The sequence below is a fragment of the Nonomuraea wenchangensis genome, assembly GCF_900111685.1.
In the GTDB taxonomy this organism is placed as follows: domain Bacteria; phylum Actinomycetota; class Actinomycetes; order Streptosporangiales; family Streptosporangiaceae; genus Nonomuraea; species Nonomuraea wenchangensis.
Map to the genome: position 1 here is coordinate 140639 of NZ_FOHX01000022.1, position 22004 is coordinate 162642.

Consider the following 22004-nt stretch of genomic DNA (forward strand, 5'->3'; position numbering starts at 1 on the left):
CGCACCCCCGTCCGTGCCGCCGACCAGTGGCCGCGTTCCGTGGTCGCCACGGATGCGGCCGGACCAGGCCGGGAGAAGGGCTGTGAGCATGAACATGGACATCAACGTGCACGTCAGCGACGACCGGCGGACCAGGAGGCGCGGAATCAGGTTCACGCTCAACGGCGTGCTCTGGTCGCTCCAAGCGCTGTTCGGCTTCTTGGGGAAGTACGAGAGAAAGGGGCAGTGAGCCGCTGAGCCCCGTAGCCAGACACTCGGCTGACCGCTAGTTTCCGCCAGCGATGCGATTTCTCGCACAGAACCAGTGGCGCAGGGCGATGATCGTGGCCGCTGCGTGCGCGCAGCCTGCGCGAGCGCGGTGTGCCGGTGCCGGAGATCGCAGCCAGGCTGGTCATCCCCACGGGAAAGAACAAGGGCAGCCACCCGTCCCTGGCCAGCGTCTACCGGGCGCTCGCCATCGAGGGCGAGGCAGCGCCATAAGACACGGCTGCCACGCCCAAGAAGCGGGCGCGGCAGCGGCGAGTGCGCTGTCGCCACTGGCCGCTCCGATGCGGGTGGGGCTCACGTACGGGAGCCGGCACAGTCGGCGATGCGAGCCACGGCGGCGGTGACACCGTCTTCAGCGCCAACGTGTCCGGCCAGCATGCGGGCGGTCGGCGCCAGCTCTGCCGCGTTCTCAAGGGCGGCGGCCAGCCGGGCGGCGGTGAGACGGCCCCGCAACGGTTCCGGGGCGACGCCGAGGTGGTGCAGGCGGTCGGCCCAGAACGGCTGATCGCCGAGGAGCGGGCGGACGACCTGCGGCACCCCCGCACGCAGGGCCGCCGCGACCGTGCCGACGCCGCCGTGATGGACGGCGACGGCGACGCGTGGCAGCAGCCAGTCGTGCGGGGCCTCCTCTATCACCAGGACATCGTCCGCGACCGCACCTGGCCGCAGCGCTCCCCATCCGGTGGCCAGTACGGCCCGCCGCCCGGCCAGCCGGGCCCCTTCCAGGACGGCGGCGGTCAACAACTCAGGGTCGCCGGTGCTCGAGCTGCCGAAGCCCACGTAGACGGGCGGTTCGCCCTGATCCAGGAAGTGAGCCAGCCGCTCGGGCGGATTCCAGGTGTCGTTCGCGGGCATCGTCCAGAACCCGATGGGGCGAGCGGAGGGGGGCCAGCCGGCGGGCGCGGGCAGCAGGTGCGGGCTCCATGCGTGCAGCACGCTGCCCGTCTTGACCAGGTCGGCCAAAGGCGTGAAGCCGTCCTGCAGGCCGAGTGCCTCAGTCCGCCACCTGCGGATCGTGCTCCGGTATGGGGCCTCGACCGCGGCGGCGACCCGCCAGCTCGCCCGGTTGAGCGGGCCTGGCGGCCGCACCGGGAAGATGGGAGAAGGAAAGGCGGACGTCGGCACGTACAGAGGGATCAGCAGACCGGCGAGGGCCGGGACGCCGAGCTTCTCCGCGACGTAGGGCCCGCCGAGGGACTTGGGGTGATACACGACGACGTCGGCCGGTCGTGCAGCGAGCGCCGCCTGGTCGTCCAGGAGGCGGCGCAGCATCGGCCGGACCGATCGTGCGGCGGTGATGGCCGCGCGCACGCCCTGCCCTTTGACGGAGTCCTGCAGCGTGAACATCTCGTCGCTGAGCGGCACGAATTCCACCCCGTACCCGGCCGCGAGCGGCTGGAACCGGCGGGGCGCGGCCAGGACCGGCCGGTGCCCGGCGGCCAGCAGCCCGCGCGCCAGCGCCAGGAACGGCTGGACGTCTCCGCGGCTGCCCACGCTGATCAGCAACGGTCTCATCGCTTGTCCCTCAGTTCATCCCACTCGTCCAGCAGGGCGGGGAAGCGGTCCATCATGAACGCGTACATGTCTCGCATCAGCTCCAGACGTCGCCGACGCGCAGGGTCGTCACCTACCGCCTTCAGGCCCTGCTCGGCCAAGGCCCGGAAGCTCTCGAACTCGGCCATCTTGGCGCGGAAAGCGCGGGCGAAGACGTCCTCGGCCAGCCGGTAGTGGTCCCGCCGCGCGCCCCGCACCCGAAACCGCTCGACCAGCCCCGCCTGCTCCAGTTGCCGTAGCGCGATACTCATGCTGCTCTTGGCCACGGCCAGCCCCTCGGCCAGCTCGGGCGCGTCCGCGCTGCCCGATTCCGCAGTCAGGAGCCAGCCCATCACCCGCCCAGCCGTCCGGCTCAGTCCCAACCGCGCGTAGAAGAGCCCGGCGTCCTCCACGAACTGATCCACATCCATGGAAGCGAATGTATCGGATCGTTCGGATATGTGCGAACAATTCGACTGACGGCAGCGCGGGCCGCTGTCCCTTCGACACCGCTCACCACCACTGGTGGCCTTCTTGCGCCGCTCGATCCGGTCTGCCTTGACATCCCGCCACCCAGGGCGAAGTCCCGGCTCCGGCGAGCAGTGGCAGAGATCCCAGCGAGGATCACAGCGGGGATCACAGCGGGGATCACATGCACATCGGGCAGGTGGCGGCGCGGACCGAGCTGTCACTGCGAACCATCCGGCACTACGACGAGGTCGGCCTGGTGCGGCCCTCTGCGCGCAGTCAGGGTGGCTTCCGCCTGTACACCGAGGCCGACGTGGCCCGGCTGATGGTGATCCGCCGGATGAAGCCGCTCGGCTTCACGCTGGAGGAGATGGGCGAGCTGCTGTCCATCACCGACCAGCTCGACAACATCGGCGCGGCGGCCGAGCTGGAGGCGGCCGAGCGCGAGCAACTGCTGGCCCGGCTGGGCCGCTTCGAGCAGGCCACCCGTGAACGCTGCCAGGCGCTACGTACCCAGCTGAGCCGGGCCGAGGAGTTCGCCGCCGACCTACGGCGGCGCGCCGGCCAGCTGACCGACGGCCCTGCCTGACCGCTGGCCGGGCTCGCCTGCCCCACCTTGACCTCTACTTCGGCGGAGGGGACGGCCCGATCAGCGGGTGGGCTGCCGGCTCCCCCGACGCGGCCGGGGAGGCGTCGCGCCGTCTCGGCAGCGCGGCCGCCAGGAGAGCGACGGCGGCCAGCACCACGGCGATGGTGGCGAAGGCCTGCCCGTAGCCGGTCGCCAGCTCCGGCGCCCGGGCCGGGCCGGCGCGTTCGCCGTCCTGTCCCGCCGTCAGCGCGACCAAGGCGGCCAGGCCGAGGGCGCCGCCGATCTGCTTGGCGGTGTTCATCAGCCCGGAGGCCGCTCCCGCGTCGGCTGCGGCGACGCCCGAGGTGACCGTGACGGTCAGCGGCGTGTTCAGCAGGCCGCCGCCGAGCGAGATCAGCACGGCCGGGCCGGCGATGGCCGTCAGGTAGTCCTGGCCCGGGGCGATGCGGCTCTGCCACCAGAAGCCGGCCGCGCCGATCAGCGCCCCGGCGACGATGAGCACGCGATCGTCGGCGCGGCGCATCAGCCACGGCGTCAGGCGCAGGCCGACCAGCATGGTCAGCAGGGTGTGCGGCAGGAACGCCAGCCCGGCCTGCAGCGGCCCGTAGCCCAGGACGTGCTGCAGGGACAGGGTCAGGAAGTACCACATCGGGTTCAGGCACGCCCCGGCCAGCAGCATCGCGATGTTGCCCAGCCAGATCGGCCGCGCCCGCACCAGGCGCGGCGGGATCAGCGGCGCCCGCGCCACGCGTACCTCGACCAGCGCGAACAGCCCCAGCAGGACGAGCCCGGCGCACGTGACGGCGGGCGCGCCGGACAGGCCATAGGCCAGTGCGGCCAGTCCGGCGGTGGCCAGCACCGCGCCGAGCACGTCCAGCCGCCTCCCACCGCGCCGGTCGGTACCGGGGGCGAGCCGGCGGATCACGGCCAGGCAGACCAGGCCGATCGGCACGTTGATCAGCAGAATCGCCCGCCAGGACAGGTATTCGGTCAGCGCCCCGCCGATCAGGTTGCCCGCCGTGCCGCCGGCCAGGCTCACCGCCGTCCAGATCGCGATGGCGCGGGTGCGGCGCGGCCCCTCGGGAAAGACAGAGGTCAAGATCGTGAGCGTGGCCGGGGCCAGCACCGCCGCCCCCACCCCCTGACCGGCCCGGGCCGCGATCAGCCAGCCCGGCGCATCGGCCAGCCCGCCGGCCAGGCTCGCGGCGGTGAACACCGCAAGGCCGGCGGCGAAGACGCGCCGGTGCCCGTACAGGTCGGCCAGCCGCCCGCCGAGCAGCAGCAGAGCGCCGAAACTCAGCGCGTAGGCGTTGCCCACCCACGCCAGGTGCCGGGCGTCGAAGCCGAGCGCGTGCTGGATGGACGGCAGCGCGACGTTCACCACCGACACGTCCAGCACCACCATGAACTGCGCGGCACACAGCAGCGCCAACACGACCGGCACCCGCCCTCCCCTCTCATATGACGATGCGATCACATTGCTTTACCGTGACGTCAGCATATAATCCGATGCGGACACATCGGAAAACTGTGGGAGGGGTCATGGGGCGGGGACCGGGAGCGCACCACGCGCAGCGGCGCGCCGAGATCGCCGACGCGGTGCTCGCCATCGTCGCCGACCGCGGGCTGGCCGCCGTCTCGCTGACCGAGGTCGCCGCCCAGGCCGGCATCTCACCCGGCCGCGTACAGCACTACTTCCCGGCCAAGCGGCAACTCGTGGAGGCCGCCTTCGAACGCGGCAACGAGCTGTCCAGCGCCCGCATCCGCGCCAAGACCGGCGCCGACCCGCAGGCCGCCGAGCCGCGTCTGGTGCTCACCACGGTGCTGGGCGAGCTCATCCCGTACGACACCGCCACCGAGGCGCACATGCGCGTACGGCAGTCCTTCCACGCCTTCGCCTTCGCCGAGGAGGCCATCGCGGCCCGGCTGCGCGTCCTGTACGCCGACTTCCACCGCCAGATGGCCGACCTCATCGCCCGCGACCAGCAGGCCGGACACATCCCCGCCGCCCTCGACCCACACGCCACGGCGCTGGCCCTGGTGGCGCTGGCCGAAGGGCTCGCCGCCTACGTGCTCACCGGCGTCACCACCGCGAGCACCGCCCGCCGGCAGGTACTGGCGGCCGTCGCCGACCTCTACCGCTGAGTGTCGAGCCCATCAAGCGGTTGGTCCCGCCAGCGCCGCTCACCACGGCCCGCCGGCCAGGGTGGGCAGGCATCGCGCGTTCATTTCCCGCCCACCGTGGACGCGCGCCTGCGCGTCGGCCTACCGGCGAAGTCTTCCTCGGCCAGGTCCGCCCAACACCGCTCCTCCTCAGGCCACGATCCAGCGACCACGCCCCCGGCCTGCCGGCCGTTTTCTGGCCCATGCCGCCGCGCACCGGGCCGATGCAGGCGCGATCAGAAGGCTGCTGCGGGATGCCCTCCCGCGCAGCCTGAGCAGCAGCCTCAGCAGCGCCGCCGAGCGGCAGCCGCTTGGCCACATCCAGCCGCAGCTCGCCATGGGGCTGGACATGCTGCCAGAACAGGGGAGTCAGCCCGCGCCGGTCCGGGGGCTTGAGCAGCTCAGCCCACTCCGGCTCGGCCAGGACGTCCTGCAGCATCAAAGTGTTGATGTACACGAGCGCGGCCTGCAGGATGCGCAGGCACAGCACGCTCATCTCCAGCTCCTCGCGCCGGCTGGTGGCGATGTCGCCGCCCTTGCCGTAGAAAATGGCGCTGTTGGAGGACTCCACCACGTTGAGCCCTTCCGGCGGGCGGCGAAGATGGTCTTCTGCGGGCGGCCGACCTCCAGCATGGCCTGGTAGGTCGGGTGAGAGGCGGACGCGGTGAAGCGGCGCAAGATGGCCTCGGTGGAGGCGGTGCCCTGCTTGATCGCGGTGGCGTATTTGATCATCTGGTCGTAGTTCTGCCGGCTATCTGATCTTGATGATCACCTTTCCGAACGGGCTGGCCGATTCGTAGTACCTGTACGCTGCCACGGCCTCTTCGAACGAGAACACCCGGTCGAGGACTGGCCTGAGCCGGTGCGCGGTGATGACGTCGTTCATGGAGACGAACTGGGCGCGACTGCCAACGGCCAAGGCGCGGACCGTAGCGGCGACGCCGAACAGCAGACGAGGGTCGACCGGTGGCCAGTTGCCGGAGACGGACCCGACGAAGGCGATGTGCCCGTCGACGGCGACTGACCGCAGCGACTGCTCCAGCGTTCCGGCGGTGTCGACGACGCGGTCAACCCCTCGCCCGGCGGTGAGTTCACGGGTAGCGGTGTGCCAGTCCGGGATGTCGTGGTAGTTGATCACCTCGTCGGCTCCCAGATCGCGAAGGCGCTGCTCCTTGTCCGCGCGGCTTGTCGTGGCGATCACTGTCGCGCCCAGGAGCTTGGCGAACTGCACCGCGAACAGCGACACGCCGCCCGAGCCGGTGACCAGCATGCTCTGTCCGCGCTGAATTCCGCGGCCGTCGCCGGTCAGGGCGTTCCATGCCGTGACGGCGGCGCAGGGAAGAGTCGCCGCCTCGGCGTAGGAGAGGTGGTCGGGGATGTGCACGAGCGCGTCCTCGGGGAGGATGGCCAGCTCGGTCAGCATTCCGTCGAGCGAGCCACCCAACTGCGGCAGGTATGCCGGTTCCAGCGGGCCGTCCAGCCACCGCGGGAACAGTGCGGCGGTGACGCGGTCGCCTGGGCGCACCCGCCGCACATCCGGCCCGACGGCGACGACCTCGCCGGCACCGTCCGAGACCGGTATGACGTCCGGTTTGACGGGCAGCACGTACTGCCCTCGGAGCACCAGAAGTTCGCGGAAGCTGAGTGAGGTGGCGTGGACCGCGACCGCGACCTCCCCCTGCCGGGGTGTGCGCGGTTTGTGCGTGCGCAGCGCCAGGCCGTCGGTACCGCCGCCGGCGGTGACGTGGTAGCTGCGCACCATCGATGGGCGTATCGCCATCACCGCGGTCACCCCTCGATGAACTGGTAGTCGCTGACGATGCGGCCGTCGGGGCCGAGGATGAGGATCTCCAGCCCGACACCGGCGACCTCACCACCGGCCCGGGGCGCCATCTCCCAGTTGAACTTGACGACGTTGTGGAGCCGGACGGTGTTGCCGCGCGACCGGAAGACGAAGGTGCCCGGCGCGACGAACTCCTCGTGGGCGCGAGTCACTCGGAACTCCAACGCGTGGTGCCCGCGTGCTTCCAGAAAGTGACGGTCGAAGCCCAGCCCTTCAGCGGTCCGCAGCATCTCCTTGGGAGGCTGGAGCACATGGACCGCATCGGCGGACCACAGCTCGCCGACCGCGGTGCGGCGGCGCTCGGCGTCGGGTTCGTTCCATACGGCGACGTAGCGGTCGGTGAGGTCGTGGATGTCAATGTCAGCCATGGTTGATCTCCTTGGTTGCGCATGGTCGGCGTGCGGCAACGACCTTGCTGCGCCGGCCGTCGCGCGGCAATTCCTCGCGGGGAATGGCGGATCAGCAGCCGATCGGATTACACAAGAGGAGTGATCAGCGAATCGACCAGAGGCGGGCTCGCCGGAGGGCTGCGTGAGTGGCCGATCGATGATCATCCGGCTGGCCGACCGCCCTCGAACGGATCCTGGACGGCCACCTGCCCTACCCGGCGGTGGTCGTCGACCGGCACGGTGACCTCGTCTCGGCCGACGCGGCCTTTCACGCCCTCACCTCGGGTGTTGCTGCATCATCCAGGCCGAGAGCGTGCGCAACCCGGACGACCGGCTCCAGCGCCTGGCCTCCGGACTCACCGACCTGGCACCGCCACGTCCGCGCGAGTCACCGCACCACCTCGGCTCCGCCGTACCGCTGCGCCTGCGGGCACCTGACCCAGCCGGAGGAATGGATCACCTGGTCAGCAGCGCCCAGCGGAAGGCCACCCAGCGAGCCGGTGCCGGCCACGGCCCCGGCGATCTCGGCAGTGGCCTGGGCGCGGATGCCCTCCAAAGAAATCCGGGAGGCGGTGTCGGATCGGGGCGGTGGTGTTCGTAGCAGGGGTGAGGCCGCCCCCAAGGGGCGGCGCCAAGGCAAAGGAACCGCGATATGAAGCTGACGACCATGACTCAGGTCACCATCGACGGAGTGATGCAGGGAAACGGCGCCGCGTCGGACGACCGCAGGAACGGATCCGAGCGCGGCGGCTGGGCCCGGGGGAAGGGCGACGACGAGACCAGGACGTTCATCACGCAGACCTATCAGCGCGCCGAGGCGTTCCTGTTCGGCCGGCACACCTACGAGCTGTTCGCCGGCTCTTGGGGATCCATCGACCAGATGCGCGCCCATCCCATCGGCGTGGCCTTGAACGAGGCCCCCAAGTACGTTGCCTCGACCACGCTCACCGCCCCGCGTTGGCAGGACACGACCGTTCTCCGCGGTGACCTCGCGACGGCCATCAGTGAACTGAAGGCCAAGCCCGGGGGTGAGCTGCAGGTGCACGGCAGTGGCATCCTGGTCCAGTGGCTGCTGGAGAACGACCTGGTCGACGAGATGATTCTGATCACCGTCCCGGTGGTCGTAGGCCAGGGCGCGCGGCTGTTCCCCGACGCGGGCCCGGATCTTGCGCTCGACCTGGTCGAATCCCACGTCGACTCCAAGGGTGTGTCGATCCAGGTCTACCGGCCGGCGGGGCGCCCGCAGTATGCGCCAACGGCTTGAAATCCCTGACCACCGAACCACGCTGTCTTTGACACCACAGGAGTTGATCTCCAGATGCAGTACCTGGTTTCCGTGATCGACGACAAGAGCAATCCTGGCAGCACGGACAGACGGCCTGCCATCAGCGCGTTCAACGAACGACTGATCGCCGAGGGCTACTGGGTTTTCGCGGGCGGACTCGCGGACACCGACGCGGCCACGGTCATCGACAACCGGGGCGAGCAGGCGGTGTTCAGCGACGGGCCTTTCGTGGAGTCGAAGGAGTACCTCGCCGGCGTCTGGGTGTGGGAGGCCCCCGATCTGGATGTGGCGCTCAAGCTCGCCGCCGAGGCGTCGAAGGTCTGCGACCGGAAGATCGAGGTGCGGCCGTTCCAGTGAGCGACGTCCGTGAGGCGATCGCCCGGGCCCACCACGACGAGTGGGCGCGGGTGATCGCCTCCCTGACCAGGCGTTTCGGTGACCTCGACATCGCCGAGGAGGCGGCCGCCGAGGCGTTCGCGGCCGCCGTCGAGCGGTGGCCGGCCGACGGCGTGCCGCCCAACCCCGGCGCCTGGCTGACCACCACCGCCAACCGCAAGGCCATCGACCGGATCCGCCGCGAGAACAAACGCGACGACAAACACAAGGAGGCCCGGATGGTGTACGACGACCCGCCCGAGCCTGTCGGCGCCATCGACGACGACCGGCTCCGGCTGATCTTCACCTGCTGCCACCCGGCGCTGGCGATGCAAACCCGCGTAGCGCTGACGCTGCGCATGGTCGGCGGCCTGACCGTGCCCGAGATCGCCCGCGCCTACCTGGTGGCCGAGAGTGCCATGGGACAGCGGATCACCCGCGCCAAGGCCAAGATCAAGGCGGCCCGCATCCCCTACCGGGTGCCATCCGCCGAGGATTTGCCGGCCCGCGTCTCCGGCGTCCTCGCCGTCCTGTACCTCGTGTTCAACGAAGGCTACCTGGCGACCGGCCCCGACACCGATCCCCTACGTCCCGACCTGACCATCGAGGCGATCCGGCTCACCCGCCTGATCCGTGCCCTCATGCCCGGCGACGGCGAGGTGGCCGGGCTGCTGGCGCTGATGCTCCTCACCGAGGCCCGGCGCACCGCCCGGGTCTCGGCCGGCGGCGAACTGGTCCCTCCCACCGAGCAGAACCGCGGGGCCTGGGACACAGGCCTGATCGCCGAGGGCCACCGGCTGGTGCGCGAGCGTCTCGCCGCTGCCGCCGCCGGCGTGGCTCCGGGCCGCTATCAGATCCTCGCTGCGATCAACGCCGTGCACACCTCCGCCCGCGACATCCGCGACACCGACTGGTCACAGGTCCTGGCCCTCTACGACCAGCTCGTCCGCCTCGATTCCTCGCCGATCATCGCCCTCAACCGGGCCGTCGCGGTCGCCGAACTCGACGGCCCGCAGGTGGCCTTGGCGGCCGTCGACCGCCTTGAGGACACGCTGACCGGCTATCACGCCTACCACGCCACCCGCGCCGACCTGCTGCGCCGGCTGGGCCAAAGCCGGCAGGCGTGCGCGGCCTACGACAAAGCCATCGAACTGGCGGGCAACACCGCCGAGACCGCCTACCTCACCCGCCGCCGCGACCAACTGCGATAGCGCCCACAGATCCCGATCAGACGTCTACGTCGACCACGTCGGCGGCGACCACCTGGCGGCGGCCATCGACCTGTTCCCGCGCCTCACCAGCCGCTTTTCCGGTGAGAGCCGACCATCAGCACCTGGTACGGCTTGCCTGGCAAGCCGCGCCCCCGCAGCCGGCGGAGCCGTGCCTTGCCAGGCAGACAGTCCGATCCCGATCAGATGACGCGGACCTGGAAATCGTCCCCGTCCAGCACCCGGGACTTGTAGTAGAAGGCGCCCAGATCGGCCCCGCCGAGACTGTTCTCAGCCAAGGGGATGATGCAGACGCTGTAGCCGCCGGAGTCGGTGGCGGCGCGCGACGGCAACCACGAGGCGTTGCAGTTGAACTCGTACGCGCTGTTCCAGCTGAAGAGGAAGATGTTGCGGCCGTACGGCTGGGAGTACGCACCGTTGTAGGTCGACTTGAACGGATACTCGTCACACGACCAGGTCCCCGGAGTCGTGGGCTTGGGATACCCCGGAGGGCAGGCCGTCTTGTAGTTGTTGTCGATGAGCGTCTCGTTCTGGGTCCTGGTCAGGACGCTCCTCATCTTGAAATGGTTGATGGCGAGCTGGAGATGGCGGGCGTACGCCGGATAGCGATACGTCAGGACGTCGTGCACCGGGCGGACCGAGTCGTAGACGCAGCCCTTCGGGTAACCGGGCAGCGCGTCGTCGCAGCGGTGCACGGCCGGCGCCGTGATCGACGGGTTCGTCGTCGGATTGACCCACGCCGCGTTGGCGAACCAGTACCTCATCCCGGCGTGCGCGTTCCACTTGTAGCCGCCCGGCGGGCTGGAGAAGTACGCGGTGGTGGAGAGGACGCGGCCGGGAAGCGCCGACGCGCCGACCGACCCGATCCTGGACACCGTGCAACTGGCCAGGCACTGCGGCTCGGCGTAGACGGCACTGTCGAGCACCGCCGGGATCGCCGGGCCGGCCACCGTGTTGGCCTGGTAGTGCCACGACTGGCTCCAGTCCAGGCTGCTGTAGTCGAGGACCGTGAGACTGGAGACGGTGTACTGGATCGAGCCGATGACGACCCCGTTGGGCACCGTGAAGATGAGCAGGATTCCGTCCTCGATCACGCAGTTCGCCGTCCGGCTCAGGGTGGGGCTCCCGCCGCAGATGTCGGCGGCGATCCCGGCCTCGCCCTCGGAGGTCTTCGACGCGCCGGCTTTCCTCGTCTGCTTACGGACGCAGGTGGCGGTCCCGGACTTGCCGTCCGCGGCGAGCGCCGCCGCCTCCTGCTTGAGGTCGGTGCCGCACGCCTGCGCGACGGCGGGTTCGGGGGTGGGCTTGTCCGGCGCCGCCGCCGTCGCCGAGGCGGCGGGGACGAACACGGATAACAGTCCTAAAGCGACACTTGCCATCCCCGCTTTCCATCTGACCACGGGTTACTCCCTTCGTAAAAAAGAGACGTCAGGCGAAGGAGAACCCCGGCCTCTGGACAGGCTCTGGAGGTTTGATGAACACTGTGGCGGTGCTGGTCGTCCAGGTGCTCGGCCGCCTGCGGGTGTGGCACGACGACCGCGAGGTCGACGCCGGGCCACCCGCCCGCCGCCTGATGCTGGGAGTCCTGGCGCTCAACGCCGGACGGCTCACTACCCGCCGGGAGCTGATCGAGTCGCTGTGGGGCCAACGGCCCCCGTCAAGCGCCGTCAACGTCCTGCACACCCACACCAAACACCTGCGCCGCCTGCTCGACCCCCGCCACAGCCCACGCGGCCAGGACGGCGTGCTCTCCACCGTCGGCGACGGCTACCTGCTGCGCCTGCCGGACGACGCCCTCGACCTGCTGCGCTTCCGGCGTACCGTGACCGCCGCACGGCAGGCCGAAAGCTGCGGCGACCCGGCGCGAGCCGCCGCGCTCTACCGCGAGGCACTGCGGCTGTGGGAGGACGACGACCCCCTCTGCGACGTGCCGGCGCTCGAAGACCACCCCAAGGTGTGGGGCCTCAAGACCGAACGCCGCCGCGCCCAACTGTCCTACTGGGACCTGATGCTACGGACCGGCAACGCCGCCGAGATCATCGCCGCACTGGCCGTACAGGGCGCCGCCAACCCGCTCGACGAAGCCGTACAGGCCACCCTGATCCGCGCCTACCAGGCGACAGGCCAGCGCGCGATCGCCTTCGACCGGTACGAGACCACCCGCCGCGCCCTGGCCGACGAACTGGGCGTGGAACCCAGCGACGAGCTCCGCCGGGCACACCGGCACCTGCTCCAGGAGCAGGAAAGCCGCACCACGCAGATGATCCCGCGGCAACTCCCGGCGCCGGTTCCGGACTTCACCGGACGCGCCGACGAACTCGCCCAGCTCGACGCCGCCCACGCCCACCGCCCACCTGGGATCGCGATCATCTGCGGCACCGCCGGCGTGGGCAAGACCGCACTCGCCGTCCACTGGGGCCACCACCACCGCCAACTGTTCCCCCACGGACGCATCCACCTCGACCTGCGCGGCGACGACACCGAACACGCACTGCCCCCGCACGAGGCGCTCGGCCGCCTGCTGACCGCCGTCGGCGTACCCGACCAGGACATCCCGGCCGACACCCAGTCCCGGGCCGCCCGCTGGCGCACCGAGACCGACGGCCGCAGACTCCTCGTACTGCTGGACAACGCGGCCTCGGCCGACCAGGTACGCCCCCTGCTGCCCGGCACCCACGACACCCTCGTCCTGATCACCAGCCGCGACCGACTCGCCGCCCTGGCCGCCCTGCACGGCGCCCACCGCGTCGAACTCGACCTGCTGCCCCGCACCGACGCCGTCCACCTGCTGCGCCGACTGCTGGGCGAACGGGCCGGCACCGACCCCGGCAGCCTCGACTCGCTCGCCGCCATCTGCGCCCGCCTGCCCCTGGCGCTGCGCCTGGCCGCAGAATACGCCGGAGCCCAGGCCCACCTGCCGCTCGCCGGCGTGGTGACACGCCTGCACCGGACCGCTGAACCTGCTCGACTGGGGCGGCGGAGCAGCCATCCGGCGCGTCTTCGGCTGCTCCTACCGGCTGCTCGACGCCGACGCGCAACGCCTGTTCCGGCTGCTGAGCCTGAACCCGGCACCGTACTCCACCCTGGCCTGCGCGGCGGCGCTGGCCGACGTCGGCGAGATCGACGCGGCCCGGCTCCTGCACCGGCTCGCCTCGGCACACCTGCTGCGATGCGACGCCCTCGGACGCTACGGATTCCACGACCTGCTGCGCGCCTACGCCGCCGAGACGAGCCTCGCCACCGACCGCGAGACCGAACGGCAGGCCGCCTCCGACAGGCTGCTGGACCACTACTGCGAGACCGCCGTCGAAGCCGGCGACACCCTCTACCCCGGCTGGAGCGGGAGCAGACGGCACGCCGGACTCGCACTCAAGCCCAGCGGCGTCACCCTCTCACCCGACGCCGCACTGTCCTGGCTGGACAGCGAACTCGCGTCGTTCGGCACGATCTGCCAGTTCGCGGTCAGACAGGGACGACCCGAACGGGCCGTCACCCTCGCCGCCGCCCTGCACCGCTACCTGGAAGCGGGCCACGGCACCGAAGCCCTGTCCATCTACGACTGCGCCATCGACGCCGCACGACAGATGGCAGACCCGCAGGGCGAGGCGCATCTGCGCACCAACGCCGGAGTCATCCTGCGCCTCCTCGGCCGGTACGCCCCCGCCGTAGAGGAACTGAGCCGAGCCCTTGAGCTGTGCCGGCGCACCGGCAACCGCCACGGCCAGGCCCGCGCCCTGTCCAACCTGGGCATCATCGAAGAACGCCTCGGCGAGTTCACCTCCTCGGCCGCCCGGCACAGCGAGGCCATCGCGCTCTACCGCGACATCGACGACCCCTTCGGCCAGGCCGCGGCGCTCACCAACCTCGGCAACCTGGAGGAGTCGATCGGCGAGCACACCGAGGCGGCCCGGCACCTCCTGGCCGCGCACGACATCTTCGCCACGCTCGGTGAACGTTCCGGACAGGCCATCGCCCTGTGCAACCTCGGCCAGATCTACACCGCGCTCGGCGAGGACACGCTCGCCGTCACGAAACTGCGCGAAGCGCTGACCCTCTTCCGCGAGATCGAGCACCGTGACGGTGAAGCGACCGCGCTGAGCAACCTCGGCACGGCCCTGTGCCGCCAGGCCAGCTTCGACGAGTCCCTGTGGCACCTGGAGCAGGCACTGGAGATCTTCCGGTCCACCAGCCACAGGTACGGCGAGGCGAGCGTACTCAACGCCCTCGGCGAGACGCTGCGCACCATGGGCCGCGACGGCGAGGCGGCGCAGCGGCACCGGCTGGCGCTGGCGATCGCCGCCGAGACCGGCGACGAGGACGAGCGGGGGCGCGCCGCCGCCGCGCTCGAAAGCCTCGGCTGAGACCCGGTTTTGGAAGACGTACGGGCGAAGCCCGTGCCTTTTTGGTGTTGGTCGTGGTGATGTGCTGAACGATACGCCTGCCTTTACATTGTAGATTTATACTCCGGGGAACCTTGCGCCTTGGGCGAAGATGGGGGTCTGACATCGTGCGATTCGCGCCGCCGAGCGTCGATCTGACGGCACTGCGCAGCCCTGCCTTCCGGCTGATCGCGCTGGCGCAGCTCGGGTTCGTCCTGGGCGAGCAGGTCCTGGTGGTCGCCGTCACCGTTTCGGTGCTCGGTGCCGGAGGCGATGCGGCCACGGTCGGCGTCGTGCTGGCCGCCAAGGGCATCGCGTCGTTGTGCCTGCTCCTGCCCGGGGGAGTCTGGTCGGATCGGCTGCCCCGGCGGCGGATCCTGACCGTCATGCTCGTGGTCGACGCGATCACGGCGGGGGTCCCCCTGCTGGTGACCGGGAGCTTATGGCCGGCCGCCGTCATGTTCGTGCTCGGCGCGGCGGAGGCGTTCATCCGGCCCGCGCTCAACGCCGTCCTGGCCGGTGTGCTGGAGGAGGGCCAGCGGGTCTCCGGCCGGGCCCTGGTCAACATCTGCACCCGGCTCGGGGTCGTCACCGGTCCGGTGGCGGGCACACTGCTCGCCGGTGGGAGCATGGCCTTTCCCTTCGTGCTGGCGGCGCTGGTGTTCGCCGCGAGCGCGTTCGCTTTCCGGCGACTCGCCGAGCCGTCGTGGACGCCGGTGGCCCGCCGTTCCCTGCTCAAGGAGGCGATGGCGGGATTCGCCGACGCCGGGCGGCGGCCGTGGCTGACGGCGCTCCTGCTGTTCTCCCCGATCAGCCTCATGTTCGTGATCGCGCCCAGCCAGGTGCTGCTGCCCGTGCTGAGCCGGGACACGTTCGGCTCCTTCACGGCGTACGGCACGGCCCTGGCGTGCTACGGCGCCGGCGGGCTGATCAGCAGCGTCACGATGATGGCCTGGCGGCCACGGCGCCCGGGAGTCGTGGCCATGTGCGCGATGGCGTCGTATGCCCTCGTCCCTCTCGGCCTGCTGTACGCCCCTTCGGTGTGGATCCTGTTCTGCTGCTACCTCGTGGCCGGGTTCGGCGTCGAGACCTATGCCTTGTGCTGGGACGTTGCGATGTACCGCGAGGTGCCTGACCATCTGATCGGCCGGATCACCTCGCTGGCCTGGCTCAGCACCTTCGGCCTCATGCCGTTCGGCCAGGCCCTGACCGGGCCGCTGACGGACCTGGCCGGCGACGGTGCCGTCCTCCTGACCGCGGCGGGGCTCGTGCTGGTGATCCCGCCGTGTCTGCTCCTCGTCGCCGGCATGCCTCACCTGCGCGGCACCCGTACGCCGCGGACGACGTCAGGACCCCCCGCGTGATCTCCACCGACCCGGTCTTCTGTGTAGGGGAAGCCTGGGGCTTTCGCATTCCTCATTCATCTACTATCGTCGATTGACGATGGATGAGTCGAAGGAGCCGCTGCCGCGTGCGGAGGCCGAGGAGTACGCGAGCTGGTTCAAGGCGCTGGCCGACGCCACCCGGATCCAGATCGTGTCGCTGCTGGCCCGGCGGCGCGCGCCGATGAGCGTGGGCGAGATCGTGGCCGAGTCCGGGGTGGGTCAGTCCACCGTCTCGCACCACCTGAAGATCCTGGCCGAGGTGCGATTCGTCCTGGTGGAGCGGCAGGGCACGTCCAGCCTGTACCGGATCAACGACAACTGCGTGAGCTGTTTCCCCACCGCCGCCGACGTGGTGATGGGCAAACCCGTGCCGGACGCGCCGGTCTGCGACTGAGGAGATCTCATGGCCCATGACGAGATCGTCGACCACTACTCCGCCCTGGCCCGTACCGCGCTGGCCGGGCAGCGCATCACCGACGGCGGCTTCGGGCCGGCCTGCTACGACGACACCGCGGCGCTTCCCGACGGGGCGGTCCTGGCCAGTCTGGGGTGTGGCAACCCGGTCGCCGTCGCCGACCTGCGCGCCGGTGAGACGGTGCTCGACCTCGGCTCCGGTGGCGGCATCGACGTGCTGCTGTCGGCCCGCCGCGTCGGCCCGCACGGCACCGTCTTCGGCCTGGACGCCAGCCCGGCCATGGTGGACCTGGCCCGGCGCAACGCCGAACAGGCGGGCACGTCCAACGTGCGATTCCTGCACGGCACGATCGAGGCGATCCCACTGCCCGGCCACGCGGTCGACGTGGTCATCTCCAACTGCGTGATCAATCTGTCCGACGACAAGGCGGCCGTGCTGGCCGAGGCGTTCCGGGTGCTGCGACCCGGTGGCCGGTTCGGTGTGAGCGACGTCGTCACCGCGCAGGTGCTCGACGAGCAGGCTCGCCAGCGGGCCGAGCAGCGCATCGGCTGCGTCGCCGGATCGCTCACCGTGCAGGAGTACCGGGACCTGCTCGCCGCGGCCGGCTTCATCGCCGTCACGATCACGTTGACCGCCGATCACGGCGACGGGGTGCACTCGGCCATCGTCCAGGCCGTCAAGCCCGCCATCGGGCCCGGCCTGGAGATCCGGCCGATGCGCGAAGGCGACGCCGAGCAGGTGCTGGCGATCTACCAGGCCGGGCTGGACACCGGTCAGGCCAGCTTTGAGACCACCGCGCCCAGCTGGGATGCCTTCACCGCGAGCCGGCTGCCGCACCTGCGGTACGTGGCGGTGGATGTCGATTCCGGCGAGGTGCTCGGCTGGGTGGCCGCAGCGGCGGTCTCGGCCCGCCCGGTGTATGCGGGCGTGGTGGAGCACAGCATCTACGTCCACCCCGGCTGCCAGGCCCACGGCATCGGCCGCGCGCTGCTGAGCGCGTTCATCGCGGCCGCCGAGGACGCCGGCGTGTGGACGATCCAGTCGGGCGTCTTCGGCGAGAACACCGCGAGCCTGAGCCTGCACCAGGCGCTCGGCTTCCGCGTCGTGGGCACCCGCGAGCGCGTCGGCCGCCACCACGGCGTCTGGCGCGACGTGATGCTGATCGAACGCCGTAGCGCTGTGATCGGCGCCTGAGCGACCGCAAGGGCCTGCTCATGCCGCCGCGAGGGACAGCGGCGCTTCGCGGCGCGGCACCGAGGAGCGGACCGCCGGCGGCGCGCCGGTCTTGGCCGCTGCCCGGATCACTTCTCTTCGGGCGGCGGGTACAGGCCCGCCTGGCGGTAGACGGCCCTCAGGTAGCGGAGCATCTCGGTGGCGTCCGGCGGGTCGGGCTGCAGGACGCGGTAGGTCACCGCACCGGCCATCATGTCGATGAGCACGTCCAGGTCGGCGTCGACGGCCACCAGGCCGTCCTGCTGGGCGCGGCGCAGCATCGCGGCGGCCAGTTCGCGGCGCGGCAGGATGTAGTGCCGCCAGTAGACCTCCATCAGCGCCGGATGGCTGACCGCCGAACCCATGATCCGGGCCACCAGCGCCCGGAAGCCGGTGCTCGCGGCCATCTCCGCCGCCGCGGGCAGGACGCGCTCGATCAGGTCGCGCGGCTCCAGCGCGTACACCTCGGCCGCGGACGGGGTGACCTCGGCGCGGACCCACTGCTCGATGGCCTGGGCGAGCAGGTCCTCCTTGCTGCTCCAGCGGCGATACAGGGTCAGCTTGCCCACCCCCGCGCGTTTGGCCACCTGTTCCATGCTGGTGCCCTCGACGCCCCGCTCGACGAACAGCTCCAGCGCCGCGGCCAGGATCGCGGCGTCGGTCTCCGGGTCGCGCGGGCGGCCCCGTCCCCGGGGGGATCCCTGAGGGACGGTCATCGCAGGGCTCCATCCAGCCACCGGACGAGGTCCGCGGGGCTGCCCTTGCCGGCCAGGTGGCCGTCCGGGCGAATCAGCAGGACGGGCCGCGGCCCATCCGCGGGTATCAGGTGCACCACGTGCTCGCCTAGCCGAGCGCGGACCGCCTCGAAGGCTTCCTCGTCGCCGAGCACGGCCCAGCGGCCGCGCAGCTCGGCATGCAGCCGGGTGACACCGCCGTCGGGGCGATGGCAGGGCAGGTCGCCGACGCGGTCGCCGGGGCGTGGCTTGCCGCCCCGCCCACCCGACCGCCCGCCGAGTTGGGTGCCGAGCGGGCCGCGCCGATAGCTGACCCACAGCTGGGAGGTCGTGTAGGTGGTCCACCGCTGGATCCAGGGCAGGCTGAAGACCCGCATCAGCACCTGGTCGCGCAGCAGCCGGCCCAGCGGGCTGCCCGCGATGTTGACCTTGGTGGCCGCGGTGCTGCCGCGCAGCACCGTGGTGGCGAGCGGGCGGCGTTCGGCCTGGTAGGTGTCGAGCAGCGGCTCCCCGGCCAGCCCCCGCACGATGAGGGCGAGCTTCCAGGCCAGGTTCTCGGCGTCGCCGAGCCCGGTCAGCATGCCTTGCCCGCCGAACGGCGCGTGCACGTGGGCGGCGTCGCCGGCCAGCAGGACGCGCCCGGCCCGGTAGGTGTCGGCGAGCCTGCGGTGCACGCTGAACAGCGACGCCCAGGTGACCTCTTCCAGGCGCAGGCCGGGCAGGCCGGTGCGCTGGGGCAGGATGCGCCGCATGCGGTCGGCGATCTGCTCTTCGCCGGGCTTGTCGCCGGTGAAGGCGGCGTCGTAGGCGAGCAGCCGCCACTGGTCGCCCGGCATCGGCATCGCGCCAAGCACGCCGTCCGGATGCGCCCAGCCGCTGGTGCCCGACCTGTCCAGCGGAGGCTGACCGCTCAGACGGCCGTCCACCAGCAGAAACCGTTCGCTGATCTTCACGCCCGGGAAGCCGATGCCGGCCAGCTTACGAACCGTGCTGCCGGTGCCGTCGCAGCCCACCAGCCACGCGGCCCGTAGGGTGCGGCCGTCGCCGAGCGTCGCGGTGACGGCGGTGCCGTCCTGCTCCAAGCCGACCAGCGGCGAGCCCCACTCCGGAGCGCCGCCCAACTCGGCCAGCCGCTCGCGCAGCCGCGCCTCGACGCGCGCCTGCGAGATGACCATCGGCGGCGCGGCGGTGCCCAGACCGGGGTCGCCGAACCGGATGCGCATCATCGGGCGGTCGCCCGCGTACGTGGTGATGGTCATCGCCCGTACCGATTCCTGCGGGAGGTCGCCGAGGGCATCAAGGCGGTCGAGAACCTCCGAGCCGCGGGCGTGCACGAAGTTCGCCCGCGAGGTGGTGGCCGGGCCGGCGGCCTTGTCCACCACGCGTACGGAGACACCGTGCTGGAGCAGCGCACAGGCCAGGGCCAGGCCGACCGGGCCGGCCCCGATCACCAGGACGTCAGCGTCCATGGCGGTCCCTTCCTTTTTTATTTACGGGACGGTATCGAAAACCAAATAATCATGACGGTTCTCCCGTGTCCAGAGGGCCATCGCACGATCGGCGCGTAGCACGTTTCACGCGGCGAGACCCGGCCTGCGGCGTCACCGCGTTCAGGAACCGGCCCAGCGTTGGCCGCTCCGGCTGCCTCGCTGTTAGGGTGGGCCTCGGTGCGCCGGGAAGTCTGGTCGGCAAGATCGCGCAAACGGATCCGACCGGAAGGCGTTCCCCCGATGACACTCACGCGGCGCCCCTGATGGGCGGCACGCTGCTCCTCGCGTTCGCGGCCGTGCTGCTGCTGGCGGTGCTGCTGTCCAGCCTGGCCCACCGCACCATCCTGTCCACCGCCGCGCTGTTCCTCGTCGCCGGGTTCGTGCTGGGCGACGGCGTGCTCGGGGTGCTCGCGCTGCGGCCCGGCGACGACCTGGTCGCCACGCTGGCCGAGTTGGCGCTGTTCACCGTGCTGTTCACCGACGGCATGCGGGTCGGCTGGGCTGAGCTGCGCGGCGCGTGGCGGCTGCCCGGCCGGGCGCTCGGCTGGGGGCTGCCGCTCACCCTGGCCATCACCGCCGCCGGCGCGCACTACCTGCTCGGCCTGGGCTGGATCGAGGCGCTACTGATCGGCGCGATCCTCGCCCCCACCGACCCCGTCTTCGCCGCCGCGCTGGTCGGCAACGAGAAGGTGCCGCCCCGGCTGCGGCAGCTCCTCAACGTCGAGTCCGGCGTCAACGACGGTCTGGCGCTGCCGTTCGTCATCGTCTTCCTGGCCGTCGCGGCCGGCTCGGCCGACCTGCACCTCGGCGGGCTGGCGCTGGAGCTCGGCCTCGGCGTCGTCATCGGGGTCGCCGTCCCGTGGGCGGCGATCAAGCTGGAGCAGACCCGCTGGTTCTCCGCCTCCACCGCCTACGAGCCGCTCAACGCCCTGGCCATCGGCCTGCTCGTACTGGCCGCGGGCAAGGCCACGCACGGTAATTTGTTCCTCGCCGCGTTCTCGGCCGGCATCACCGTGGCCACCTTCGGCCCCCGGCAGCGGGAGTCGTTCGAGCACTTCGGCGAGCTGATCGCCGAAGTGTTCAAGCTGGCCGCGCTGCTGGTGTTCGGCGCGCTCATCACGCCGGAGCTGCTCGGCTCGGTCGGCTGGACCGGCTGGCTGTTCGCGGTGCTCGCGCTGGTGGTGGCGCGGCCGGTGGCGATCTGGGTGTCGTTCCTGCGCTCGGGGCTGGGCGTGCGCGAGCAGGCGGCGGTGGCGTGGTTCGGGCCGAAGGGGTTCGCCTCGGTGGTGTACGGACTGCTGGTGCTGGGCTCCGGCATCGCCGCCGCCGTGCCGGTGTTCCAGCTCGTCGCCGTGACGATCGTGCTGTCGATCCTGCTGCACTCCTCGACCGACATCGTGGTGGCCCGCTGGTTCGACGAGGAGCGCGAGGTCCCCGCCTGGCACGGCAGCAGGTGGCTTCCCCGGCGGTCCCGTGAGGGGAAGGGCATTCCATGATCGGCAGGTCCCGGCCCGCCGGCTCCAGGTAGCGGGCCCGGTACTCGGCGGCGCCCACCTTCTCGCGCTCGTCCCAGCCGTGGCGTTCGAGCAGCGGCAGGTCCAGCTCGTAGGCGCGCCCGCCGGGCGGCGTCAGCCGGCACGCCCGGGTGTCCAGCCCCGCCCCGAGCACCACGAGCTGCTCGATCCCGGCGTCGAAGGCTTCGGCGACCTGGTCGTCGGCGTACCGCTTGCAGCACAGCACTGCTCGGCGGCGGCGATCACCATGGGGCCGAGCGTGCCATGCCTCATCCCTCCGCTCGAACATGGTGTGCCTCCGCCGCCCCCGCGTTCGGAGCACACATCGGCTGATGTCAATATAGACGTATATCTATTTCGATGGCCGTCTATACGGAAGGGCAGTCGATGGAACTGCTGGAGATCCTGGAGTGCAGCCCGCCGCTGGCCCGCGAGCCGCTGGACGCCGAGCAGGCGGCCGGGGTGGCGCGGGTGTTCAAGGCGCTGGGCGACCCGGTACGGCTGCGCATCGTGTCGATCGTGGCCAGCCGCGCCGGCGGCGAGGTGTGCGTGTGCGACATCACCGGCGCGTTCGAGCTGTCCCAGCCGACCATCAGCCACCACCTGAAGGTGCTCAAGGAGGTCGGGCTGCTGACCTCCGAGCGGCGCGCCTCGTGGGTGTACTACCGGCTGGTGCCCGAGACGCTGGGTGAGCTGTCGGCCCTGCTCGACGTGCCCGCCACCGTCTGAGGAGC

The 22004-nt window shown here is 71.1% G+C and carries 22 protein-coding genes and 3 pseudogenes; 14 read left to right on the top strand and 11 right to left on the bottom strand.

Annotated elements, in window-relative coordinates; translation table 11 throughout:
• The first annotated feature begins 82 nt into the window (after nucleotides 1-82).
• Complete coding sequence (locus BMW85_RS50060) at nucleotides 83-229, top strand: hypothetical protein (protein WP_177241165.1); 147 nt, start codon at nucleotides 83-85, stop codon at nucleotides 227-229.
• A 332-nt stretch (nucleotides 230-561) separates the two neighbouring features.
• Here the strand turns inward: BMW85_RS50060 and BMW85_RS42590 are convergent, their stop codons facing one another.
• Both BMW85_RS42590 and BMW85_RS42595 read right to left on the bottom strand, forming a co-directional pair.
• Nucleotides 562-1782 carry a glycosyltransferase gene (locus BMW85_RS42590; RefSeq protein ID WP_091093071.1) on the bottom strand — a complete coding sequence of 407 codons (1221 nt, stop codon included), beginning with the start codon at nucleotides 1780-1782 and terminating at the stop codon, nucleotides 562-564.
• Nucleotides 1779-2231 (bottom strand): GbsR/MarR family transcriptional regulator, encoded by a 453-nt coding sequence (locus BMW85_RS42595; protein ID WP_091093073.1) that lies wholly within the window; start codon nucleotides 2229-2231, stop codon nucleotides 1779-1781. Before BMW85_RS42595 ends, BMW85_RS42590 begins: the two co-directional genes overlap by 4 nt.
• 221 nt (nucleotides 2232-2452) lie before the next feature.
• On the opposite strand from BMW85_RS42595, the gene BMW85_RS42600 reads away from it, so the two are divergent.
• A complete protein-coding gene (locus tag BMW85_RS42600; protein WP_091093074.1) occupies nucleotides 2453-2857 on the top strand; it encodes a MerR family transcriptional regulator in 405 nt (134 codons plus the stop codon).
• A gap of 34 nt (nucleotides 2858-2891) precedes the next feature.
• On the opposite strand, the gene BMW85_RS42605 is transcribed toward BMW85_RS42600, so the two are convergent.
• A complete protein-coding gene (locus tag BMW85_RS42605) occupies nucleotides 2892-4301 on the bottom strand; it encodes an MFS transporter (protein WP_281249687.1) in 1410 nt (469 codons plus the stop codon).
• 98 nt (nucleotides 4302-4399) lie between these two features.
• Between BMW85_RS42605 and BMW85_RS42610 the strand changes: the two genes are divergently transcribed.
• Entirely contained in the window at nucleotides 4400-5002 is a 603-nt protein-coding gene (locus BMW85_RS42610; RefSeq protein WP_091093075.1) for a TetR/AcrR family transcriptional regulator, read from the top strand.
• 310 nt (nucleotides 5003-5312) lie between these two features.
• Here the strand turns inward: BMW85_RS42610 and BMW85_RS52705 are convergent.
• From BMW85_RS52705 to BMW85_RS42625, 3 genes and pseudogenes are all read right to left on the bottom strand, one after another.
• A pseudogene (locus BMW85_RS52705) lies at nucleotides 5313-5767 on the bottom strand (Tn3 family transposase); the annotation flags it as partial.
• Between the two features lie 4 nt (nucleotides 5768-5771).
• Entirely contained in the window at nucleotides 5772-6812 is a 1041-nt protein-coding gene (locus BMW85_RS42620; RefSeq protein WP_091093077.1) for a zinc-dependent alcohol dehydrogenase family protein, read from the bottom strand.
• Complete coding sequence (locus tag BMW85_RS42625; protein WP_091093078.1) at nucleotides 6809-7231, bottom strand: hypothetical protein; 423 nt, start codon at nucleotides 7229-7231, stop codon at nucleotides 6809-6811. The genes BMW85_RS42620 and BMW85_RS42625 overlap by 4 nt, the downstream gene beginning before the upstream one ends.
• 209 nt (nucleotides 7232-7440) lie before the next feature.
• Here BMW85_RS42625 and BMW85_RS52210 point away from each other — a divergent pair.
• A pseudogene (locus BMW85_RS52210) lies at nucleotides 7441-7626 on the top strand (MmyB family transcriptional regulator); the annotation flags it as partial.
• A 14-nt stretch (nucleotides 7627-7640) separates the two neighbouring features.
• On the opposite strand, the gene BMW85_RS51670 reads toward BMW85_RS52210, so the two are convergent.
• Nucleotides 7641-7808 carry a hypothetical protein gene (locus tag BMW85_RS51670; protein ID WP_245775403.1) on the bottom strand — a complete coding sequence of 56 codons (168 nt, stop codon included), beginning with the start codon at nucleotides 7806-7808 and terminating at the stop codon, nucleotides 7641-7643.
• 96 nt (nucleotides 7809-7904) lie between these two features.
• On the opposite strand from BMW85_RS51670, the gene BMW85_RS42635 reads away from it, so the two are divergent.
• The 3 genes from BMW85_RS42635 to BMW85_RS42645 are packed head-to-tail and all read left to right on the top strand — an operon-like array spanning nucleotide 7905 to nucleotide 10123.
• Nucleotides 7905-8516 (top strand): dihydrofolate reductase family protein, encoded by a 612-nt coding sequence (locus tag BMW85_RS42635; RefSeq protein WP_091093079.1) that lies wholly within the window; start codon nucleotides 7905-7907, stop codon nucleotides 8514-8516.
• 54 nt (nucleotides 8517-8570) lie between these two features.
• On the top strand, nucleotides 8571-8894 hold the full coding sequence (locus tag BMW85_RS42640; protein ID WP_091093081.1) for a YciI family protein: 324 nt from the start codon (nucleotides 8571-8573) through the stop codon (nucleotides 8892-8894).
• A complete protein-coding gene (locus tag BMW85_RS42645) occupies nucleotides 8891-10123 on the top strand; it encodes an RNA polymerase sigma factor (protein WP_091093082.1) in 1233 nt (410 codons plus the stop codon). Before BMW85_RS42640 ends, BMW85_RS42645 begins: the two co-directional genes overlap by 4 nt.
• A 200-nt stretch (nucleotides 10124-10323) precedes the next feature.
• Here BMW85_RS42645 and BMW85_RS42650 read toward each other — a convergent pair whose 3' ends face one another.
• Complete coding sequence (locus BMW85_RS42650; protein ID WP_091093084.1) at nucleotides 10324-11490, bottom strand: hypothetical protein; 1167 nt, start codon at nucleotides 11488-11490, stop codon at nucleotides 10324-10326.
• A gap of 224 nt (nucleotides 11491-11714) precedes the next feature.
• Here BMW85_RS42650 and BMW85_RS52710 point away from each other — a divergent pair, with 224 nt between their 5' ends.
• The 5 genes from BMW85_RS52710 to BMW85_RS50650 all read left to right on the top strand — a co-directional run bounded on the left by BMW85_RS52710 (nucleotide 11715) and on the right by BMW85_RS50650 (nucleotide 17514).
• Nucleotides 11715-13832, top strand: a complete 2118-nt coding sequence (locus BMW85_RS52710; protein ID WP_425434418.1) for an AfsR/SARP family transcriptional regulator — start codon at nucleotides 11715-11717, stop codon at nucleotides 13830-13832.
• Nucleotides 13726-14502, top strand: coding sequence for a tetratricopeptide repeat protein (locus tag BMW85_RS42660; RefSeq protein ID WP_091093087.1), 777 nt, complete (start codon nucleotides 13726-13728; stop codon nucleotides 14500-14502). The genes BMW85_RS52710 and BMW85_RS42660 overlap by 107 nt, the downstream gene beginning before the upstream one ends.
• A gap of 146 nt (nucleotides 14503-14648) precedes the next feature.
• Nucleotides 14649-15884, top strand: a complete 1236-nt coding sequence (locus BMW85_RS42665; protein ID WP_177241166.1) for an MFS transporter — start codon at nucleotides 14649-14651, stop codon at nucleotides 15882-15884.
• A 79-nt stretch (nucleotides 15885-15963) separates the two neighbouring features.
• Nucleotides 15964-16299, top strand: a complete 336-nt coding sequence (locus tag BMW85_RS42670; protein ID WP_091093090.1) for an ArsR/SmtB family transcription factor — start codon at nucleotides 15964-15966, stop codon at nucleotides 16297-16299.
• Nucleotides 16300-16308: 9 nt separating this feature from the next.
• Nucleotides 16309-17514, top strand: coding sequence for a GNAT family N-acetyltransferase (locus BMW85_RS50650; protein WP_218156180.1), 1206 nt, complete (start codon nucleotides 16309-16311; stop codon nucleotides 17512-17514).
• 107 nt (nucleotides 17515-17621) lie between these two features.
• Here the strand turns inward: BMW85_RS50650 and BMW85_RS42685 are convergent, their stop codons facing one another.
• Both BMW85_RS42685 and BMW85_RS42690 read right to left on the bottom strand, forming a co-directional pair.
• On the bottom strand, nucleotides 17622-18248 hold the full coding sequence (locus tag BMW85_RS42685) for a TetR/AcrR family transcriptional regulator (RefSeq protein ID WP_091093092.1): 627 nt from the start codon (nucleotides 18246-18248) through the stop codon (nucleotides 17622-17624).
• The gene (locus BMW85_RS42690; protein ID WP_091093093.1) at nucleotides 18245-19735 is read right to left on the bottom strand and encodes an FAD-dependent oxidoreductase; all 1491 of its coding nucleotides are present in this window, start codon (nucleotides 19733-19735) and stop codon (nucleotides 18245-18247) included. Before BMW85_RS42690 ends, BMW85_RS42685 begins: the two co-directional genes overlap by 4 nt.
• A gap of 284 nt (nucleotides 19736-20019) precedes the next feature.
• On the opposite strand from BMW85_RS42690, the gene BMW85_RS42695 reads away from it, so the two are divergent.
• The gene (locus tag BMW85_RS42695) at nucleotides 20020-21252 is read left to right on the top strand and encodes a cation:proton antiporter (protein ID WP_091093095.1); all 1233 of its coding nucleotides are present in this window, start codon (nucleotides 20020-20022) and stop codon (nucleotides 21250-21252) included.
• Nucleotides 21253-21358: 106 nt separating this feature from the next.
• On the opposite strand, the pseudogene BMW85_RS42700 reads toward BMW85_RS42695, so the two are convergent.
• A pseudogene (locus BMW85_RS42700) lies at nucleotides 21359-21559 on the bottom strand (class I SAM-dependent methyltransferase); the annotation flags it as partial.
• Between the two features lie 98 nt (nucleotides 21560-21657).
• On the opposite strand from BMW85_RS42700, the gene BMW85_RS42705 reads away from it, so the two are divergent.
• Nucleotides 21658-21999 (top strand): ArsR/SmtB family transcription factor, encoded by a 342-nt coding sequence (locus BMW85_RS42705; protein WP_091093096.1) that lies wholly within the window; start codon nucleotides 21658-21660, stop codon nucleotides 21997-21999.
• The last annotated feature ends 5 nt before the right edge of the window (nucleotides 22000-22004 follow it).

Coding starts and splice junctions, on each gene's coding strand:
- BMW85_RS42590 (WP_091093071.1), bottom strand. CDS start 1,782: ATGAGACCGTTGCTGATCAGCGTGGGCAGCCGCGGAGACGTCCAGCCG.
- BMW85_RS42595 (WP_091093073.1), bottom strand. CDS start 2,231: ATGGATGTGGATCAGTTCGTGGAGGACGCCGGGCTCTTCTACGCGCGG.
- BMW85_RS42600 (WP_091093074.1), top strand. CDS start 2,453: ATGCACATCGGGCAGGTGGCGGCGCGGACCGAGCTGTCACTGCGAACC.
- BMW85_RS42610 (WP_091093075.1), top strand. CDS start 4,400: ATGGGGCGGGGACCGGGAGCGCACCACGCGCAGCGGCGCGCCGAGATC.
- BMW85_RS42625 (WP_091093078.1), bottom strand. CDS start 7,231: ATGGCTGACATTGACATCCACGACCTCACCGACCGCTACGTCGCCGTA.
- BMW85_RS42635 (WP_091093079.1), top strand. CDS start 7,905: ATGAAGCTGACGACCATGACTCAGGTCACCATCGACGGAGTGATGCAG.
- BMW85_RS42640 (WP_091093081.1), top strand. CDS start 8,571: ATGCAGTACCTGGTTTCCGTGATCGACGACAAGAGCAATCCTGGCAGC.
- BMW85_RS52710 (WP_425434418.1), top strand. CDS start 11,715: ATGCTGGGAGTCCTGGCGCTCAACGCCGGACGGCTCACTACCCGCCGG.
- BMW85_RS42660 (WP_091093087.1), top strand. CDS start 13,726: ATGGCAGACCCGCAGGGCGAGGCGCATCTGCGCACCAACGCCGGAGTC.
- BMW85_RS42670 (WP_091093090.1), top strand. CDS start 15,964: ATGGATGAGTCGAAGGAGCCGCTGCCGCGTGCGGAGGCCGAGGAGTAC.
- BMW85_RS50650 (WP_218156180.1), top strand. CDS start 16,309: ATGGCCCATGACGAGATCGTCGACCACTACTCCGCCCTGGCCCGTACC.
- BMW85_RS42685 (WP_091093092.1), bottom strand. CDS start 18,248: ATGACCGTCCCTCAGGGATCCCCCCGGGGACGGGGCCGCCCGCGCGAC.
- BMW85_RS42690 (WP_091093093.1), bottom strand. CDS start 19,735: ATGGACGCTGACGTCCTGGTGATCGGGGCCGGCCCGGTCGGCCTGGCC.
- BMW85_RS42695 (WP_091093095.1), top strand. CDS start 20,020: ATGGGCGGCACGCTGCTCCTCGCGTTCGCGGCCGTGCTGCTGCTGGCG.
- BMW85_RS42705 (WP_091093096.1), top strand. CDS start 21,658: ATGGAACTGCTGGAGATCCTGGAGTGCAGCCCGCCGCTGGCCCGCGAG.